Here is a 19,741-nt window from a genome sequence, read left to right as displayed (position 1 = left end):
GACTACAACGACTATGATGGGAAAAAATGAAGGCTTGATGAAAATTGCTGGAGAGAGCTATGTGGAAATAAATACTTTAGATGCTAAAAAATTTGGTATTGAAGATTTGGCTATGGTTAAGGTAGAATCAAGAAGAGGAGAAATTAAAGTCAAGGCTCGAGTAACCGATATAGTAGATGAAGGTGTTTTTTTATGCCATTCCATTATGCTGAAGGAAGTGCAAATATACTTACCAATACAGCAGTTAATGAGGTAAGAAAGGAACCAGAATTAAGGGTGTGTGCAGTAAAAATAACGTTAGTATAACTGTGGAGGTACTGCATTTATCAAAAATCACTATATATTAAAGGAAAGGGGATTAAATATGGAAAGAAGAATGATAACGCCACCAGAAATGGTTGATGACGCTATAAATATAGGTATAAAAAAGGCAAAGTCTGAAACTATACAAACAGTAATTGGTGGTATATTGGCTGGTGCATATATTGCAGTTGGGGCTGTTGCTGCAGCTATAGCTTCACATAGTGTTGAAAACTATGGTTTATCTAAATTTATTGCAGGGGCGGTTTTCCCTGTAGGACTTATGATGGTCATAATATGCGGTGGAGAATTATTCACAGGGAACACACTACTACTCGTTGCTAACAAAGATGGTAAGATTTCATTATCACAGGTTCTTAGGAACTGGGGTATAGTTTATTTTACGAACATGATAGGTGCATTTTTAGTTGCTTATTTTGCATTTGCAAGCGGCACATTTGATGCTAATGGTGGTAAAATAGGAGGATATGCACTAAAAGTTGCTGCTTATAAGGCGGGCCTGCCGTTTTATAAGGCCTTGATTAGTGGAATATTATGTAACGTGCTTGTTTGCCTTGCTGTTTGGGCATCATACGCTGCAAAGGATATAGTATCAAAAATATTTGCAATTTGGTTTCCTATAATGGCATTTGTTATTAGTGGTTACGAACACAGCGTAGCGAATATGTATTATTTCTCAGCAGGAATTTTAGCAAAACTAAATCCAGCATATGCGGAAGCTCTAAATATTACTGCAGACAAGTTGGATAAAATAAATGCTACGCATATAATTTCAAATTTAATTCCTGTTACATTAGGAAACATTATTGGTGGTGGAATATTTGTAGGATTGGCATATTATTATCTATATAAAGTTCCACAATACAAAAAAGAAAAGATATCAATGTCAGCATGAAATTATAGGGATGTAGATTTACTACATCCCTATTTTGAAAGGAGAATTTTTTTATGGAACTTTTCAACTCTGCTGCTATTCTTTGCGGGGGGAAGAGCAGTAGGATGAGATATGATAAAAGCAGATTGATTATAGATGGAAAGTTTATTATAGATTTGATTAAAGATGAATTGTTAAAAGAATTTGCGGATGTAATATATATAGTTAATGATTTAAAAAGATTTGATTATGAAAAAATTTTTGTGGATGTGTATTTAGGATGTGGACCTGCAGGAGCAATATATACAGCATTACTAAAGTCAACTTCAAAATATGTGTTTGTAACTGCTTGTGACATGCCATTTGTTAATATCGATTATATTAATTATATGAAGAATATATTGATTAATAAAAAATGTGATTGTTTAATAACTAAAAAAGGTGAATGGATAGAGCCTTTATTTGCCTTTTATTCTAAAGATATGATTGAAATTTTTAAAAAAAACATAGAAAGAGAAAACTACAAATTATTTGATGTAATTAAAGAATCAAATTATTATGCTATAGAAGAGAAGGAAGCAAAAAAATTTTCAGCAGATTTAGATATGTTTTTTAATTTGAATTATCAAAAAGATTTAGAAGTATTATTTAAAAGATTTAGAAGGGTTGAGTATTATAGAGATAATAAAAAATTATAAAATAAAAAAGTTTATTAAATGATAATTCAACGAATTTGAAGATACTGTGGTTGTCGGAAAACCCTTAATATATACGTAAACATTGCAATTGACATTGCAAAAACATTAAACATAGTTTTAATAGGTTTTGTAAGAGGAGAAAGGATGAATATAAATAATTAAAGGGGGAAAAATAAATAAAAAGAAGCTGGGGGTATTTGTATGGGTAAGAGTAATGATAAGGATGCAAAATTAGGAATGACTAACAACAATGTATTTCAGCCGTTAGTTTTTCCATTTAGGGATATTGGGCTTTCTAATACTAAAATAGAGCATGATAACTACGAGGTTTATGTTGATGGGGAATTTATAGGAGAAAAGGTTTTGATTACGCAAAATGAAAAACCTGAAGATATAACAGCTTATTTAACTAAAGAAGGATATAAGGATTTTCAGTTCCAAGTGGAAGGTAACAAAATATTTATAAATACAATTAATAGAGAGCTTTCAGAAGGTATGAGAAGTCATCTTGAAGTTTATTTGAATATAAGATAAATTTGCGACACATGACTAAATAAATTGACAACTATCGATAACAAAAATAGCTATTTAAAATAAAAAATAGAATCATATAATTATATTATGTCGATTAGTAGCTAAATATTTAGAAAATAATATGCTATAAATCAACATTTTTTTGACACCCCGTCTGATAAAATGTAAACATATCAATATTTGTTGCGGGGTGGGGAGTATGAATAATGAATATGAAATTCGTCAATGTTGGGTTGAAGGAGATTCTTGCCACAGAATTCTATACAGATACTTTTTAACTGAAGGCGATAAGATAATCGACTATAATGATTTTTTTGTAAATGTTAAAGTTTACGGTATTAAAATATTGTCTCAGAAAGTAGAAGATGATAAACTTGTTGACATTTATGAGGAATACATAGAATGTTTATCTAACAATAAAGAAAAAGTTGTTGACCTGTTGGATTATATTGCAAATAAAAGTGTTTCACCTTATCATGCTGTAGATATACTTGGAAGCTATGCAGATGAATGGGTTGATGATTTTGATAAACTTTTAAAACAAAAATTTAAAGAATTTGCTATTGCTTAATATGGAGATTTTTCTCCATATTTTTGCTTTTTGAGTCAAATTCAGATATAATTAAATAAGGGGACGATATTATGATTATTGGAATAGGAACTGATATTATTGAAATAGATCGAATTAAAATTGCTATAGAAAGAAGCGAGCGGTTTAAGGAAAAAATATTTACAGATAACGAATTGAGTTATTTGAAAAATAAAAATGTTGAAAGTTATGCTGGATATTTTTGTGCCAAGGAAGCAATTTCTAAAGCATTGGGAACTGGCATAAGCGGCTTTTCGTGGAAAGATATTGAAATACTTAAAATTAATTCTGTTCCAAATGTTAGACTACATAATGCAGCACTTCAAATAGCAAATCAAAAGGGGATAAAAACTATTCACATTTCAATTTCTCATTCAAAAGACTACGCTATTGCGATGGCAGTTGCGGAGGGATGATTATGCTTGTTGTAAATTCTAGTGAAATGAAGCAGATAGATTTAAGAGCAATAGAAATATACAGAATACCTGGAATAGTGCTAATGGAAAATGCAGCTCATTCAGTGTTTGAGGAGATTGCAAAACTTAATCCTAGAAAAGTAGCTATAGTGTGCGGTCCAGGAAATAATGGGGGAGATGGATTTGCAGTTGCAAGGCTTTTAAAAACGCACTCTTATGATGTTGACGTGTTTTTTTGTTTTGATGAAAAAAAGCTTAAAGGAGATGCAAAGGTCAATTATGAAATTTTAAAAACAATGGATTTTAGCATTATAAAAGATATAGAATATTTGCAAAACAATATGATAAATTATGACTTAGTTGTAGATGCGTTGTTCGGAACAGGATTAAGAGGAGAAATAAGTGAAGAAAGTAAAAGGATAATTGATGTGATAAATCAAGGAAGATTCATCTTGTCAATTGATATACCTTCAGGAATAAACAGTGACAATGGAAAATCCATAGGGAAATGCGTTTATGCAGATATTACAATAACATTTGAGTGCAAGAAATATGGGCATTTATTGGGCGAGGGTAGAGAAGCTAGTGGCGCTGTTATAGTAAAAAAGATTTCAATTCCTAAGAAATGTATGGACGAACAAAACATTAAAACTTTTTCCTGCGACGATAAGTTCCCATTAAGTATATATAAAAGAAGGAACTTTGATACAAATAAAGGCGATTTTGGAAAGGTATATATAATTGGTGGAAGTTATAATATGTCTGGAGCTGTTATATTGGCATTAAAGGCAGCAATTAAAACTGGTTCAGGTCTTGTTTGTGGAGTTTACCCTGAAAGTATTATTGATAGAGTTGCAACACAAATACCAGAGATAATAAATATTCCTTGTGAAGAAAAAAATGGCTTTTTAGAAATTGGAGTTGATATGTTAAATGATATTATTAACAAAGCAGACGTTATTTCAATAGGCATAGGGATGGGAAAGGGTCATAGCTTGTTGGAAATGATTAAATATATTTTATATAAGTTTAAAGGATATGTTGTTCTAGATGCCGATGGACTAAACAATATTTGTGAGGATATAAGTTTATTGAACGAAGCTAATAGCAAAGTAATTATTACACCACATCCAGGTGAGATGTCAAGACTTACAGGTTTAACTGTTGATTATATTAACAGCAATAGAGTTGAGGTAGCCAAAGATTTCGCTAACAAATATGGATGTGTTGTTCTTTTAAAAGGTTCAAGCACAGTAGTTTCTAATGGTGAAGAGACGTATATTAATACTTCAGGTAATCCAGGCATGGCTACAGCAGGTTCTGGCGATGTATTAACGGGGATGATAACTTCATTGTTAGGTCAAGGTTATGGACTACTTGAGTCTGGTATTCTAGGAAGTTTTCTGCATGGCAAAGCAGGAGATGAGGCATATAAGCAATATGGATACGGGCTAACAGCAACTGATATAATCGAAAATGTGGGAAAATTTTTAAAATTTTGAACTAGTAATATATATTTCACCACTCGAATAAATATTTAGTGATTATATTTATTTGAGGGTGATTGAGTTGAAGTATAGACTTTTAATTGTTCTATTGCTTGTTTTGATTTTAGGATGTTCAAAAAAAACTGAATATGATAATGCCAAGGCAAAGCTTGAGAAGTTAAAAAGTTATGAAGCCTTAGTTGAAGTAGATATTTATGGGAATAAAGGAGTTTCGCACTACAAAACACAGCAATTTTTTATGGAACCCAACCTGATTAGAATAGAGACAATCTCACCCTCTTTTTTAAAGGGTAAAATATTAATTTTTGATGGGAATAAATATTATATATTTCACCCAATAATAAATCAAAAATATTCGATAGAAAAGGTTAAGGATGATGATGCCTTTATTTTTATGGGAATAATTGATAAAAGAATTTTCTTAACCCAAGATGCTAAATATTCATATAAGAAAATAGATGAAAAGGAATATATTTCTATAAAGGTGAATTTGGAAGAATCCTCACCATATAGAAAATATGCAGAAATATATGTTGACAAGGAAACGTTGCTCCCAAAAATTTTAGTTTTATATGATGATAAAGAAAATTTACGCGTAAATATTAATTTTACAGAATTTAAATATAACAAGGCAATTGATGACAAGCTATTCAAGGGGATTTAAATTCTCACAATGAGAAAAATATACAAAAGCAAAAATCAGGGGGGAGAACTATGTTCAAAGAAATAAGACCTTACTATGCAGAAATTAATCTGGATAATTTCAGACACAACGTAAGGGAAGTTAAAAGATTAGTTAAGGGAAGAAATATTTTTGGGGTTATCAAGGCAGATGGTTATGGTCATGGGGCAGCAGAATTGGCAAGAGTTTTAAGAGAAGAAGGAGTAGATTATTTTGCAGTAGCCGTAATTACCGAGGCATTAGAGTTGAGAAAATACGGTTTTAATGAACCTATTTTAGTAATGGGTTATACTCCTTCAACATTTGCAAAACAAATAGTTGAAAATGACATAACTCAAGCAGTTTTCAGTTATGAAAGCGCTAAAGCTTTATCGGATGAAGCTGTAAAGCTGAACAAAGAAGTAAAAATTCACATCAAGGTTGATACTGGTATGGGAAGGGTAGGTTTTTTGCCATGTGAGAGTTCAATACAAGATATAATTAATATTTCAAAATTAAGAAACATAAAGCTGGAAGGAATATTTTCGCATTTTTCCTCTGCAGATGAAAGTGATAAAAAATTTTCGTTTGAACAGTTAAATAAGTTCAATCAGTTTCTTGATGAACTAAAAACCAAAGGTGTGACTTTCGATATAAAACATATGGCTAATAGTGCAGCTATAATTGATATTGAAGATTCATATTTTGACGCTGTAAGGCCTGGAATTATGCTCTATGGCTATTATCCTTCAAAGGAAGTAAATATTGATAAAGTTGATTTAAAACCTGTAATGACTTTAAAGGCGAATATTGTTCATTTGAAGGAGGTCGATGCAGGGACGCCAATAAGCTACGGAAGAAAGTTTTATACGGCAAGAAAAAGTAAAATTGCAACACTTCCTTTAGGATATGCTGACGGATTCACAAGGCTATTGTTTAATAAAATAAATGTTATTGTGAATGACAAACTGGTTCCGGTCGTCGGAAGAATTTGCATGGACCAGTGTATGATTGATGTAACAGATTGCCAAGATATAAAGGTTGGCGATGAAGTAATTGTAATGGGAAATACAGAAAATATAAAAAATGATGCAGATGTATTTGCAGAATATTTAGGAACTATCAATTATGAAATTTTATGCATGGTTTCAAAAAGAGTTCCAAGGGTTTATTTTGAGAATGGCAATATAGTCAAAATTAAGAATTACGTTTGACATATTTTTTATTTGAATTGGAAACAATGTAAAAGAGAATATATTGCTACTTGTGGCAAAATTGAAGTAATGTTATAATTAATTGAGTATTTTAGAAGATTACATAGGTTAATTGTATTGGAGGTATCACTAATGGCGAATAATAAAAAAATCCTTGTTAGCCTCCCTGAAAATTTGTTGGATGAACTTGACGAGTTTGTTGATATTAAGACTTTTAAAAATAGAAGTCAACTTATTAGAGAAGCTGTGATTTCATTTATAAAGGAGCGAAAGAAAATAGATATGATTGAATATATGAAAAATGGATATAAAGAAATGGGAAATTTAAATATAGAGCTTGCTGAATATGGAATTGCTTTGGAGTGTTCTGAATTTGCCGAATATGAAGCAAGTTTGGCGGAGAGTGATAATTCAAATGGCTCAAGTGGTGAAAAGAGGAGATATATTCTATGCTGATTTGAGTCCTGTTGTCGGCTCAGAGCAAGGCGGGGTTAGACCTGTTATTGTTATACAAAACGATGTTGGTAATAAATACAGCCCTACCGTAATTGTCGCAGCAATAACCTCTCAAATAAACAAAGCAAAACTTCCAACTCATATAGAGATAAGCTCGGAGGAGTACGGACTTAATAAAGATTCTGTTATATTGCTGGAACAAATACGAACAATAGACAAAAGAAGATTAAGGGACAAACTAGGGCACATCAACGATGAACTTATGAAACAAGTTGATTATGCGTTAAAAATAAGCCTTGGACTTATTGAAATATAATTAAGGTGTGCCAGGCACTTAAGTAACTTAAACTTAAGTGCCTGGCACTATGTAAAAAGGAGGTAAGGTTATGAGAGATTTCCAAGAATTGAAGAGTATTGCCACTACAATAAGAAAAGACATTATTAACATGTTGACTGAATCTGCTTCTGGGCATCCAGGTGGTTCATTATCCGCAGTTGAAATATTAACTGCACTATATTTCAGCGAGATGAAGGTTGACCCTAAGAATCCAAGATGGGAAGACAGAGACAGATTTGTATTATGTAAAGGTCATGCAGCTCCAGTTTTATACGCAACTCTTGCAGAAAAAGGATTTTTCGAAAAGTCACACTTGATGACTTTAAGAAAAATAAATTCAATCCTTCAAGGTCATCCGAATATGAATGATACTCCAGGAGTTGACATGTCTACAGGTTCATTAGGACAAGGACTTTCAGTTGCAAATGGAATGGCGTTAGCATCTAAGCTTGACAATAAAGATTATAGGGTTTTTGCACTTTTAGGTGATGGAGAACTTGAAGAAGGCCAGGTTTGGGAAGCTGCAATGACAGCAGCACATTACAAATTAGATAATGTCACTGCATTCCTTGACCACAATGGATTACAAATAGATGGACGAGTAACTGAAGTTATGAATGTAGAACCAGTTGATGAAAAATTCAGGGCATTTGGATGGCATGTAATAGTAATAAATGGACACAGCTTTGAAGAAATATTTAAAGCTATCGACGAAGCAAAAGCAACTAAGGGTAAACCAACTATAATAATAGCAAACACTGTAAAAGGTAAAGGCGTTTCATTTATGGAAAATCAAGTAGGCTGGCATGGAACAGCTCCTAATAAAGAACAATGCGACAAGGCAATTGCTGAAATTGGGGGTGAAATTAATGGCTAATTTAGCTACAAGAGAAGCATACGGCAAGGCACTAGTTGAGCTTGGAAAAGAAAATATCAATGTTGTTGTGTTGGATGCAGACCTTTCAAAATCGACAAAGACTGCAGACTTTGCAAAGGTTTATCCTGAAAGGTTTTTTAATATAGGTATAGCAGAGGCTGACCTTATGGGAACTGCAGCCGGTCTTGCTACATGTGGTAAAATACCTTTTGCAAGCACATTTGCTATGTTTGCAGCTGGTAGAGCATTTGAACAAATAAGAAACTCAATTTGCTATCCAAAATTAAATGTTAAAATTGCAGCGACCCATGCGGGATTAACAGTTGGAGAAGATGGAGCATCACATCAAGCTATAGAAGATATATCGCTTATGAGGTCAATCCCAAATATGACTGTTATAGTTCCTTGTGATGATGTTGAAACTATAGCTGCTATTAAAGCTGCTGCTGAATATTACGGACCAGTCTATATTAGACTTGGAAGGTCCTCTGTTCCAACTTTAAATGATGAAAATACATATAAATTTGAAATAGGTAAAGCTGTAACTTTAAAACAAGGCAGCGATGTTACATTGTTTGCAACTGGAATAATGGTTAGCGAAGCTATGAAGGCGGCTGAACTGTTGGCAAACGAAGGAGTTAACGCAGAAGTTGTAAACATCCATACTATTAAACCTATCGATTCAAAGGCAATTATCGACTCTATTTCAAAGACTGGATGCGCTGTAACATGTGAAGAACATAATATTATAGGCGGACTCGGAAGTGCAGTATGTGAAGTTTTAGCTGAAAATAAGCCTGCTCCAGTTGTAAGAGTAGGTGTTAAAGATACATTTGGTGAATCTGGAAAACCGAATGAACTATTGAAACACTATGGTCTAACAGCTGATAACATAGTTAGAGCCGCACTAGAAGCAATAAAAAGAAAATAAAGTTTTATGAGGTTGCATCTTATCTTTGCAACCTCATTTGTATTTTAATCATATATTTCGCAGGGTTGTTATATATTCAAAACTGTGATATAAATAATTTATGAGAAATTGTTTTTAATGCAGGGGGATTATGATGAGCAGGTTTAAAGGTTTGTTTAGAGATATTATCATATCTATGGCAATAGGCGCTGGAATTTCTTTAGTTTTAGTGTCAATTTCCTGGGTAATATGTTTGTTTTTGTATAGGGGTGAAATAAACAGCACATTGTTTTTTATTAAAAACGCATTGTATTATGTAGGAATTTTTACTTTGTTTCTAAGCGCTGCTTTTTTTATGCAGAGGAATGCAACAAGACCACTTGAATATGAGGATGAATGGAAAGAGCATTTTAAGGTATTAAATTTAGGATTAGTAATTTTATTTATAGCAATAGCCATAACCACTACAGGAATGTTATTGCATTTCATCATTGAAAGAAGGGGTGGGCTAATATGATGAAGAAAATCAAGGAGTATATTTTAATTACAATAGGACTTATTTTTGTAGCAGCGGGTATAGTATATTTTCTTGTTCCAAACGATTTGGCTGCTGGAGGGGTTAGCGGTCTTGCTATGGTAATAAACTATTATGTGCCTTCGTTGTCAGTCGGAACATTTATGCTTATTGCTAACCTTGTATTATTTATAGTTGCCTTCCTACTTATAGGACCAAGTTTTGGAGCAAAAACAATTTATGCAAGTTTGGGATTATCGGGAATTATTTGGATAATGGAAAAATTTTTCCCTATTAGTCAGCCTCTGACTAATAACTTACTCCTAGAACTTATTTATGGAATTCTTATATCTGGTGCAGGAATGGGAATAGTGTTTAATCAGAACGCTTCAACAGGTGGAACTGACATAATTGCAAAGATTTTAAATAAGTTTTTTCACTTTAATATAGGCAAAGCCCTATTAATTTCTGATTTAGTTGTTACTTTAGGAGCATTAGTTACTTTTGGAGCAGAAAAGGGTATGTATGCTCTTCTTGGTGTGATTATAAACGGTTTTGTAATCGATGAAGTAATACAGGGCATTAATATGGTAAAGGAAGTAAAGATAATAAGCTATAGAAATGAAGAAATAAAGAAATTTATAATGGATGAACTTGGAAGAGGATTAACGATTTATTATGCTAAGGGCGGATTTACAAATGAAGAAAAAGAAATGCTTGTGGTCCTCTTAAGCAGAAGAGAATTCATAAGATTAAGGGAATACATTAAAGAGATTGATGACAGAGCATTTATAACAGTAAGTAATGTTCACGAGGTTTTTGGCGAAGGATTTAAAAGTTTTGATTGATATTAAAATAATTGTTTTGCGTCCCCTTAATATGGTTTCAAAGTGGCATCTTGATAAACATATGCTGCGAAATCATTTAAGGGGTAAACTTTTTGTTAAAAAATTTGTAGAATAAAAATTATTAAATTTTAATTATTTTGTGGTATAATACTTATAGTATTTAAGTCGAAATAAGGAGTTGTTTGTATGATTGAATTTAGGAACGTGTCAAAAGTTTATGGAAACAATCACATAGCGTTGTCGAATATAAATTTAAATATAAAAAAGGGTGATTTTGCATTCATTGTAGGACCAAGCGGTGCAGGTAAGACAACTTTTATTAAGCTAATGTTGAAGGAAGTTGAACCAACAAGTGGAGAAATTTTAGTTAATGGAATAAATATTACACAACTTAAAAGAAATAAGATTCCGTTCTATAGAAGAAATATTGGGGTGGTTTTTCAGGATTTTAGACTCTTATCTGATAAAACTGTTTATGAAAATGTTGCATTTGCGATGGAGATTGCTGATGCATCATCACGAGAGATAAAGAAGAGAGTTCCTCAATTATTAGCATTGGTTGGGCTTTTGAATAAAGAAAAATCTTATCCACATCAATTATCTGGAGGAGAGCAGCAAAGAGTTGCAATCGCAAGAGCACTTGCAAATAATCCAAGTATAATTATTTGCGACGAACCAACTGGAAATTTAGATCCAGACAATTCATGGAGCATTATGGAATTATTAAATGAGATAAGCAAGAGTGGGACAACCATACTAATGGCTACCCACGCAAAGGATATTGTAGACAGAATGAAAAAAAGGGTTATTGCACTTGAAAAGGGTGTAGTAATAAGAGATGAGCAAAGGGGCGTCTATGGCTATGAAGATTAGAAGATTAAAATATTATTTCGTCGAAGGGTTTAAAAATATTATAAGAAACAGGGTTATGGCTGTTGCTTCTATCAGCACTGTTGCGGCATCTTTATTCATATTAGGAATTTTTATGACTTTAACATTAAATGTTAATAGCGCAGTTAAAGAGATAGGTCAAACTCTTGAAATAAAGGTATATTTAAAGGATGAAGTTACAACGCTTCAAAAAAATAACCTTGAAAATGAGATTAGGAGTATAGATGGAGTTAAAGAAGTCACTTATATTTCAAAAGAACAAGCACTTGAGGAATTAAAGAAAAAGCTGGGCGAAAACAAATCTATAGCTGAAGGCTTTGAAATGGAGAATCCTTTACCACAATCATTTATAGTTAGAGTTGTAAAGCCAGAGTATATTTCAAATGTATCAAAAAAAATATCCATTCTAAGCGGCGTAGAAAAAATTTATGACGGTAAAGGCATAGTTGAAAAGCTAATTAAATTTACCAATCTTATAAAAATTGCAAGCTATGTTCTTATGGGATTATTAGGGACAATAGCAGCTTTTCTTATTTCGAATACTATAAAATTAGCAGTATATGCAAGAAGAAGAGAAATAAGCATAATGAAATATATTGGTGCGACGGATTGGTTTATTAATTGGCCTTTTATTATAGAAGGCATTTCATTAGGACTTCTAGGAGCTGCTACTTCAATAGCTGTGCTTTATTTAGGATACAGTTACGTTGTGTCAAACATTTCTACAGATATAGTTCTATTTTCTTTAGTGAAATCAGGAGATTTAATTCAGTTTATGTATACGAAATTTTTAATTGGCGGGATTGCAATTGGAGGTTTTGGAAGTTTTCTTGCTGTTAAACGTTATCTCGTATCATAAGTTTTAAGGGGGGTTCTAAATTGAACAAAAGATTAGTTGCGTTTGCTTTATTGATTATTTTTGCATTTGGATTAACAAGTGCCAATGCAGATGAACTATCAAATAAGAAAAATCAATTGAATGATGTTAAGGCTAATATAAATAACTTGAAAAAGAAAATAGGAAATATAAAAGAAGAAAAAGAAGATGTTTTGCAGAAAATAAAGGACTTTGAAAAAAAGATTAATAATTTGCAAAATCAGATATATGATTTAGATGATAAAATACAAAACAAAAAGGCAGAAATAAATATTACTAATAACGAGCTTGAAAATGCAATTAAGGACTTTGACAATGAAAAGGAACTTTATGCTAAAAGGTTAAGAGCACTCTATATGGAAGGTTCATTAGGATATCTTGATGTATTGTTCGCTGCTGAGAGCTTTTCCGATTTTATTTCTAAATATGAAATATTTAATAAGATTATAGATTACGATAAAAATTTATTGTTGGAGATGAAGGAAAAACAAGAAAATATAAAAAGTAAGAAACAATTGCTTGAAAGCCAAAAAAAACAATTACTATCTTTACAACAGGAACAAATAAATAAGAAGTATGAGGTAGCAAAGGCTACAGAAGAGCAAAAGGGATACTATAAGAAGCTTGAGGAAAACCAAGAGGAACTAGAAAAGATGCTTGATGAAGAATTGAAGGAATCTAAGGCACTTGAAGCTCAGATTAGGGCTTTACAGGAGAAGTTGGCTAAGAAAAATGGAGGTTCTGGAAAATACTCAGGTTCAAAAACAGGTATTTTAAAAGTCAGCGATATTGGTTATATGCCTAAACTTACATCTGATTACGGCAATAGGTTTCATCCGATATTAAAAAAATATAAAATGCATACAGGAATAGATATAGGAGTTCCAACTGGGACACCAATATATGCAATGTCGGACGGAGAAGTTTTAATTGCAAGCTATATGAATGGCTATGGTTATACCGTTGTTATTGACCATGGCGGTGGTGTAACATCTCTTTATGCCCATTGTTCAAAACTGCTTGTTCATGAAGGTCAAAAAGTGGACAAAGGGGATATGATAGCTAAGTCAGGAAGTTCAGGAAGATCGACCGGACCTCATTTGCACTTTGAAGTAAGAATTAACGGTAATCCTGTTGACCCAAAACCATATTATATTGTTGGACAATAAATTTTTAATAAAAGTGATAAAAAAATAATATAATAACAAGAGAAGAAATGACAATCGAGGTGTTTTTATGAAAAATATTAAACTTAAAAATGCAGTAATAGCCGTAGTTGTTACAAACTTAATTACTGCAGCTTTTCTAATATTTGTCCAGATACCATTCATAGGTGGCAAAAGGCTAGTGTCTGGAACTGAATACGAGTTTATAAAAAAGTATGAAAAATTAATAAAAGTTGAAAACATAGTTAAGAGTAATTATGTTGATAAAAACGAGATAAATCAAAACACTCTTGTTGATGGCGCAATTTCAGGAATGGTTGATTCAATAGGCGATCCGTATACTGTATATCTTGATAAAAAACAATACGAAGAACTTTTGACTCAAACAAGGGGGACCTATGGTGGTGTAGGCATTGTTGTTGGAGAAAAGGAAGGTAAATTAACAGTTGTAGCTCCAATAGAAGATGGACCTGCTGAAAGGCTTGGTATCAAAGCAGGGGATGTAATTTTAAAAGTTGATGGAAAAGAAATATCTGCGAAGGATATAGACAAGGCAGTTACAATGATGAGGGGAAAAGAAGGAACAAAGGTTATATTGACTATCTTCCGCGAGGGTAGAGGGGTTAAGGACTATGAGATCACAAGAGAAATAATTGTTCTCAAGACAGTTAAGAGCCAAGTGTTAGATGGGAATATAGGATATATAAGGATAACATCATTTGACGAAAATACAGCAAGCGAATTTAAAAAGGCACTCGATTCATTGAAAAATCAAAACATTAAAGGATTGGTATTAGATTTGCGTGATAATCCAGGTGGACTTTTGGATGAATCTGTAGCTATAGCTGATATGTTATTACCGCAGGGAACTATTGTTTATACTATTGACAATAAAGGTGAAAAAGAATCTTGGAAATCCCAACCCGATAATCTAGGATTACCACTTGCCGTGCTTGTAAATGAAGGAAGTGCAAGTGCTTCAGAGATACTATCTGGGGCTATAAGAGATTTTAAAGCAGGAACATTGATTGGAACAAAGACTTTTGGTAAAGGCCTTGTTCAAAACATAATCGATTTAAAGGATGGAACAGGTGTAAAGGTTACAATTGCAAGATATTATACTCCAAATGGAGAATGTATTCAAGGTAAAGGAATTATGCCTGACATAGTATATGATTTGCCAAAGGAGCAAAAGGAAAAGGAGCCTACTCTAGAACAGGATATGCAGATTAAAAAGGCCTTAGAAGTGCTAAAGGCTAAGTTACAATAGACGATAATATAATATCTGATATTAATAAGGTCCGAATAGATTTCGGGCCTTTGCTAACATTTTTATGGAGGTTTGTTATGGGGTTTATTAATCTAATTGTATTTGCTGTAAAAACATATGCACAGGGTGTTATAAGTTTTATTTTTGAGCCTGTTGCCTGGGCATTTTTATTTGTTTTATATAGTCAATATAAAAAAATCTACCAACTTCAGAGGGAAGTTTACTACGGTGAATCAAAACTTAGTGTTAAGGATATGGTGGTAACATCAATACTTGCTGGACTTATAGCAGGAATCGTAGGAAATGTATTTATGACTGCAGTAGGAATAACTTTTTCAAGGAGCTTAGGTTTAGAAATAGTTGTTTTAATATCCTTAGTTCTTTTGATTATTAATCCCCGTTATGTTTGCCTATCATATTCCGGCGGTTTATATAGCATTTTTCTAATTATTAGCGATTATTTGATTAAGAAGGGTATAATCACATCAGAATCATTTATTAATGCATTTGAATATATTAGAATAGATGTCCCTTCTCTTCTTGCAATTGTTGGAGTTATGCACCTTATTGAATCAGTTTTAGTTTGGTTTGATGGTCATAGGTCTGCAATACCAGCTTTTATTAAAAAGGATGATGAAATTCAAGGAATCTACTTGATACAAAGGTTTTGGCCAATACCACTAATTTTCTTCTTCTTAATGATGCAAAATGTTCCAGCCGGAGATTTAGTCGCTACTCCAGACTGGTGGCCGCTTGTAAAACCAACACTTGTTCAAATAGACGTTAAAAATTCAGTATTTATGGCAATACCTGTATTTGCTATGATGGGATATGGAGATTTTGCTGTTACAACAAATGTTGAAAGGAAAGTAAAAAGAACATCGTTGCATTTAGCAGTGTTTAGCATAACTTTAATTATTTTATCCTTGTTGGCAACAAAATACCCTATTTTCACAATATTAGCTGCTTTATTTTCACCAATTGCACATGAAGGGTTAATTCTCTATGAAAGAAGTAAAGAAAAAAAAGGAAAACCAATCTGGGTTAGAAGAGAAGATGGAGTTATTGTTTTGGATTCCATGCCCAATTCACCTGCTGGAAAAATGGGAATTCAGCCGGGCGATTTGATTGTTTCTATAAATAATCGACCTATCAAAGGACTTGATGATGTAATAAGCATATTTGATGACTATGTGAATTTTATATGGGTTGAAGTGTTAGATATTGATGGAAATAGGAAAATCTATGAATACAAGGATTACCAGAATGGGGTTAATGAACTCGGCGTTTTAACAATTCCCAAATATTCGTATAATGTTCCTATATTAGAGGACAGAAAAGGGTTGTTTGATAAATTAAAGAAAAGAAGAAAAAAGTAAGCTGCTAAATTAGGCAGCTTATTTTATTACATGATGAAATAAGACAGGTTGAATAGCTGGATAAGTTAAGTTATCAGGCAGGCTTTTACTTAAAGTAATTTCAGCTATTTCAAAATCAGGCAATTCACCTAATTTAAACACTTCTGCAATAAATAAAGCCCCAAATGTTTCGATACCTTCATTTTTTACTGAATATATACAAACAGGTTTGATAGTAAAATCAATTGCCCCAGTTTCTTCAATCAATTCACGCTCTGCTGCTTGCTCGATATGTTCATTTTCTTCTCGATGTCCACCTGGAATTTCCCAGGTTGTTCTATCTTTGTGTCTTACAAAAATCCACTTATCGTCCATCTTTGCCATTATTATAGCATATTTGAGTTGGTTGTTTTTCAAAATATCATACTCATGAAATCTAATATCATACATAATGTCGACCCCTAAAAAATATTGAAACTTTACTATTATTATAGAACGTTTTTAGAATAATTTAAATACTCATTACTATTAATTAGCAGTCATATATTAATTTATACAGAATAATATTTGTAATATATGTAAATTGGAGGGAATTTCAATGGAAAATAAAAATAGTAAATTATTCTATAGCATTATTCTTTTATCAATATGCTTGTTAATATCCAGTTTAGTTGTAAGTTATACTGCATTAAATATAAGCAAACAATTTGCATATAGAGAATCAAGATATAATAAGGAATTATTAACATTATCTGAAGCTTCAGAATATCTAAGTATTTCAGAAGAAGATATTATGGATATTATTGCAACAGAAGAAAAAATATTACATGAACAAAGTGTCTTTACGGGAAGAATGTTCCCATATATAAGAATAAATAGTAAGCTCTACTTTTCAAAGGATTTAATCGATGAATGGATCAAGGAAGCAACAGGCAAATCTTATGATACAAAGAAAAGAACTATATTGCGTTAATAAATATAGGAAATGCAAAAATATCTAAGCATCTGAGAAGATCTATTTGATATTTTTGTTTCTTAAAAATAACAAAGGCATTTTGAAGGGAAAAGCATTGAAAATAAAAAGGAACTTTTATTGAACTAATTGCATATTATAAAACATAATTCTATTCTGGAGGAGAATATGGTTAAATCAAGATACTATCTTGCAAGTGCAAACACTTCTGCTGGATTTGTAAATTATTTTGACTATGTTCTAAGGGATGCTCAGAGGGTTTATATTATAAAAGGAGGCCCTGGAACAGGAAAATCAACTTTTATGAGGCTTATTGGTGAAGACCTGCTTAAAGAGGGAATGAGCGTTGACTTTGTTTATTGCTCGGCCGATAAAGACTCACTTGATGCAATTGTTGTTAACGATTTAAATGTTGTAATCGTCGATGGAACCGCACCACACGTCATTGACCCTAAATATCCAGGGGCAGTTGAAAGACTTTTAGACTTTGGAGAATACTGGGATATAGACTATTTAAGAAGTAGAAAAGAGATTATTAAGTTCTACATTGACGAGATAGAAAATCAATATAAATCGTTTTTTAAGCATATGAAAAACGCAAAGGGAATACATGACAAGTGGGAAAAGGAATATTTAAAGGGAATGGACTTTAAAAAGGCTGATGAGATTACAGAAAAGTTGATAAATGAAGTTGTTAGAGGAAGAACGCATAAGAAATCAAAGGAATGGCATAGATTTGCAGGGGCTATGACGCCTCAAGGGCAAGTATGCTTCTATGAAAATTTAACTCAGGATATAAAGAATAGGTATATCGTAAAGGGAAGACCGGGCACAGGTAAGTCAACAATGACTAAAAAAATAGCACAGGCTGCCTTAAACAGTGGTTATGATGTTGAGTTTTATCATTGTGCATTTGACCCTTCAAGTATTGATATGATAGTTATAAGGGAACTTGATTTTGCTTTGCTAGATGGAACAGCACCACATGTATTTGACCCTCATGGAAATGATAAGCTTGTTGATATGTTTGAATGTATAAATACAGAAATAGTCCATGAGGACAAGGAGCCAATTAAAGCTATTGAACAGGAATATGCCGAAGAAATAGGAAAGGCAAAGAAGATATATTCTAATATTAAGCAACTGCATGATGAACTAGAGAAATATTATATTAATGCAATGGATTTCAATAATGTAAATGCTTTAAGAATCAGAATTACAAAGACTTTACTTGAAATGTATAAGGTAATAAAATAATATTATGTAAAAAAGGCATATATTGTTGCATTGGGCAGCAATATATGCCTTTTTTTACATTATTTTAGAATCCGGCGGCTTTTTTTACCATTGCCTGGTGCTCCTTATCAACGGCACCGTCTTTGTGCCTTGTGCTGTTTAAAAAGTGAATATCTATGTGGCCATCCATTCCATTTCCCTTTATTTTATCAAGGTTTTGTCCAGTTCCATAACCCCCTGAGCGATTATCTACAACCTTTAAAGCAGGAGCAGAATCTACTCCTGCGTGAGGCATTGCTGTCATGGAAGCTGCAATTCTTCTCCCGTTTACTTCAACTATGACAGGACGTCTTTCCCATGACCAACCGCCCCATATCTCTTTAATGGTGTTAGTATCATTTAAAGTCTTTGCCTCAACATCAGCGTGATTATGCCCATAGGTTCTAACCACATAGAATGACTTTTTGGTTTGTAAATCTATAACTCTAGCTGTTGAGCCTATAGCAAAAATATTGCTAACAGAACTCCACCAGTCAAGAAGCTCACCGTAACCATTAGAACTTCTTGAAGCTACCAGTTTGGTAGATGATTTTGACTTTGTTGAATTTGAAGTTCTTACCGTTTTTGTAGATGTAGCAGATATTCTAGTTGATTTTGAAGATGCTTCTTTTTTTGCTGGTTTAGCAATAATCTTCTTGGTTGAAGCAATGTTTTTTTCTGGAGCAACAACCTTTGCAGAAGCAACTTTAGTATTATCAATTTTGGATTTATTTTTATCAAGATTGATTGCTTCTGCTACCTTTGCCCTTTTTATACTCAATATATTTTCGTTCTCTATTGAGTTAGATAAATCTACAAGTTCTTTCTCAAAAGCTGAATTATTTAAAACTGAGTTTGATGATGAATTAAGATTAGTTAAGCTTGTCCAAGCTAATGTGCTAAAGGAACTGGCTGAAATAATTAGAGTAATAAAAATAGCTAATAGTTTTATCATTTGTTCCACCTCTCTAACGCCTACGAGGTTAGTTGTCGGGTTCGGGAAGAGAGCGTCCCTACTAGATAGCAATTTGAAAATCAAGTAAACAAACTATCTAGATTCACCCCAAAATAAATCCCCCGCTGCCTAATGGCATTCGGCTAATTTCTTTTTATATTATGCTTGAGATAAGAGGGCTTGTCAATAGAAATATATACCAGCAACTTACAGTTCTGC

24 protein-coding genes and 1 riboswitch are annotated in these 19,741 nt (G+C 32.6%); of the genes, 22 read left to right on the top strand and 2 right to left on the bottom strand.

The window, feature by feature from the left end; translation table 11 throughout:
• The first annotated feature begins 13 nt into the window (after positions 1-13).
• The 20 genes from ABG79_RS04615 (at position 14) to ABG79_RS04520 (ending at position 16,340) form a co-directional block, all read left to right on the top strand.
• Positions 14-256 (top strand): molybdopterin dinucleotide binding domain-containing protein, encoded by a 243-nt coding sequence (locus ABG79_RS04615; RefSeq protein ID WP_083490337.1) that lies wholly within the window; start codon positions 14-16, stop codon positions 254-256.
• A 108-nt stretch (positions 257-364) separates the two neighbouring features.
• The gene (locus ABG79_RS04610) at positions 365-1,216 is read left to right on the top strand and encodes a formate/nitrite transporter family protein (protein ID WP_057977626.1); all 852 of its coding nucleotides are present in this window, start codon (positions 365-367) and stop codon (positions 1,214-1,216) included.
• Positions 1,217-1,269: 53 nt separating this feature from the next.
• A complete protein-coding gene (locus ABG79_RS04605) occupies positions 1,270-1,893 on the top strand; it encodes a molybdenum cofactor guanylyltransferase (protein ID WP_083490336.1) in 624 nt (207 codons plus the stop codon).
• Positions 1,894-2,094: 201 nt separating this feature from the next.
• Complete coding sequence (locus ABG79_RS04600; RefSeq protein WP_057977622.1) at positions 2,095-2,427, top strand: hypothetical protein; 333 nt, start codon at positions 2,095-2,097, stop codon at positions 2,425-2,427.
• A 199-nt stretch (positions 2,428-2,626) separates the two neighbouring features.
• Positions 2,627-2,998 (top strand): DUF6514 family protein, encoded by a 372-nt coding sequence (locus ABG79_RS04595; RefSeq protein WP_057977620.1) that lies wholly within the window; start codon positions 2,627-2,629, stop codon positions 2,996-2,998.
• A 71-nt stretch (positions 2,999-3,069) separates the two neighbouring features.
• Positions 3,070-3,432 (top strand): holo-ACP synthase, encoded by a 363-nt coding sequence (acpS, locus tag ABG79_RS04590; protein ID WP_057977618.1) that lies wholly within the window; start codon positions 3,070-3,072, stop codon positions 3,430-3,432.
• A gap of 2 nt (positions 3,433-3,434) precedes the next feature.
• Entirely contained in the window at positions 3,435-4,934 is a 1,500-nt protein-coding gene (locus ABG79_RS04585) for a bifunctional ADP-dependent NAD(P)H-hydrate dehydratase/NAD(P)H-hydrate epimerase (protein ID WP_057977617.1), read from the top strand.
• Between the two features lie 67 nt (positions 4,935-5,001).
• The gene (locus ABG79_RS04580; protein ID WP_057977615.1) at positions 5,002-5,604 is read left to right on the top strand and encodes an outer-membrane lipoprotein carrier protein LolA; all 603 of its coding nucleotides are present in this window, start codon (positions 5,002-5,004) and stop codon (positions 5,602-5,604) included.
• A gap of 50 nt (positions 5,605-5,654) precedes the next feature.
• Positions 5,655-6,815 (top strand): alanine racemase, encoded by a 1,161-nt coding sequence (alr, locus tag ABG79_RS04575; RefSeq protein ID WP_057977613.1) that lies wholly within the window; start codon positions 5,655-5,657, stop codon positions 6,813-6,815.
• Positions 6,816-6,947: 132 nt separating this feature from the next.
• The gene (locus tag ABG79_RS04570) at positions 6,948-7,271 is read left to right on the top strand and encodes a CopG family ribbon-helix-helix protein (protein ID WP_057977612.1); all 324 of its coding nucleotides are present in this window, start codon (positions 6,948-6,950) and stop codon (positions 7,269-7,271) included.
• Positions 7,231-7,587: a type II toxin-antitoxin system PemK/MazF family toxin gene (locus ABG79_RS04565; RefSeq protein WP_057977609.1), complete on the top strand. Its 357-nt coding sequence runs from the start codon at positions 7,231-7,233 to the stop codon at positions 7,585-7,587. Before ABG79_RS04570 ends, ABG79_RS04565 begins: the two co-directional genes overlap by 41 nt.
• A gap of 70 nt (positions 7,588-7,657) precedes the next feature.
• Positions 7,658-8,485 carry a transketolase gene (locus ABG79_RS04560; RefSeq protein ID WP_057977607.1) on the top strand — a complete coding sequence of 276 codons (828 nt, stop codon included), beginning with the start codon at positions 7,658-7,660 and terminating at the stop codon, positions 8,483-8,485.
• The gene (locus tag ABG79_RS04555; protein WP_057977605.1) at positions 8,478-9,416 is read left to right on the top strand and encodes a transketolase family protein; all 939 of its coding nucleotides are present in this window, start codon (positions 8,478-8,480) and stop codon (positions 9,414-9,416) included. The genes ABG79_RS04560 and ABG79_RS04555 overlap by 8 nt, the downstream gene beginning before the upstream one ends.
• Before the next feature lie 133 nt (positions 9,417-9,549).
• Positions 9,550-9,912: a hypothetical protein gene (locus ABG79_RS04550; protein WP_057977603.1), complete on the top strand. Its 363-nt coding sequence runs from the start codon at positions 9,550-9,552 to the stop codon at positions 9,910-9,912.
• Complete coding sequence (locus ABG79_RS04545; RefSeq protein WP_057977927.1) at positions 9,912-10,757, top strand: YitT family protein; 846 nt, start codon at positions 9,912-9,914, stop codon at positions 10,755-10,757. Before ABG79_RS04550 ends, ABG79_RS04545 begins: the two co-directional genes overlap by 1 nt.
• Before the next feature lie 186 nt (positions 10,758-10,943).
• Positions 10,944-11,630 (top strand): cell division ATP-binding protein FtsE, encoded by a 687-nt coding sequence (gene ftsE / locus ABG79_RS04540; RefSeq protein ID WP_057977601.1) that lies wholly within the window; start codon positions 10,944-10,946, stop codon positions 11,628-11,630.
• Positions 11,614-12,507, top strand: a complete 894-nt coding sequence (gene ftsX / locus ABG79_RS04535) for a permease-like cell division protein FtsX (RefSeq protein WP_057977599.1) — start codon at positions 11,614-11,616, stop codon at positions 12,505-12,507. The genes ftsE and ftsX overlap by 17 nt, the downstream gene beginning before the upstream one ends.
• 20 nt (positions 12,508-12,527) lie before the next feature.
• A complete protein-coding gene (locus tag ABG79_RS04530; RefSeq protein WP_057977597.1) occupies positions 12,528-13,694 on the top strand; it encodes a murein hydrolase activator EnvC family protein in 1,167 nt (388 codons plus the stop codon).
• Between the two features lie 67 nt (positions 13,695-13,761).
• Positions 13,762-14,961: a S41 family peptidase gene (locus ABG79_RS04525; RefSeq protein WP_057977595.1), complete on the top strand. Its 1,200-nt coding sequence runs from the start codon at positions 13,762-13,764 to the stop codon at positions 14,959-14,961.
• Between the two features lie 77 nt (positions 14,962-15,038).
• Positions 15,039-16,340, top strand: coding sequence for a PDZ domain-containing protein (locus ABG79_RS04520; RefSeq protein ID WP_057977593.1), 1,302 nt, complete (start codon positions 15,039-15,041; stop codon positions 16,338-16,340).
• Between the two features lie 18 nt (positions 16,341-16,358).
• Here ABG79_RS04520 and ABG79_RS04515 read toward each other — a convergent pair whose 3' ends face one another.
• Positions 16,359-16,769, bottom strand: a complete 411-nt coding sequence (locus ABG79_RS04515; RefSeq protein WP_057977591.1) for an NUDIX hydrolase — start codon at positions 16,767-16,769, stop codon at positions 16,359-16,361.
• A gap of 148 nt (positions 16,770-16,917) precedes the next feature.
• Here ABG79_RS04515 and ABG79_RS04510 point away from each other — a divergent pair, with 148 nt between their 5' ends.
• Together ABG79_RS04510 and ABG79_RS04505 are read left to right on the top strand one after the other, a co-directional pair.
• Positions 16,918-17,292 carry a helix-turn-helix domain-containing protein gene (locus ABG79_RS04510; RefSeq protein WP_057977590.1) on the top strand — a complete coding sequence of 125 codons (375 nt, stop codon included), beginning with the start codon at positions 16,918-16,920 and terminating at the stop codon, positions 17,290-17,292.
• 168 nt (positions 17,293-17,460) lie between these two features.
• Positions 17,461-18,549, top strand: a complete 1,089-nt coding sequence (locus tag ABG79_RS04505) for a PRK06851 family protein (RefSeq protein WP_057977588.1) — start codon at positions 17,461-17,463, stop codon at positions 18,547-18,549.
• Between the two features lie 64 nt (positions 18,550-18,613).
• Here the strand turns inward: ABG79_RS04505 and ABG79_RS04500 are convergent, their stop codons facing one another.
• Positions 18,614-19,522, bottom strand: coding sequence for a hypothetical protein (locus tag ABG79_RS04500; protein ID WP_057977586.1), 909 nt, complete (start codon positions 19,520-19,522; stop codon positions 18,614-18,616).
• Positions 19,523-19,524: 2 nt separating this feature from the next.
• A riboswitch (cyclic di-AMP (ydaO/yuaA leader) is annotated at positions 19,525-19,677 on the bottom strand.
• Between the last annotated feature and the right edge of the window lie 64 nt (positions 19,678-19,741).

This window comes from Caloramator mitchellensis (genome assembly GCF_001440545.1).
GTDB lineage: Bacteria > Bacillota > Clostridia > Clostridiales > Caloramatoraceae > Caloramator > Caloramator mitchellensis.
This window is presented reverse-complemented; position numbering and strand designations above follow the sequence as displayed.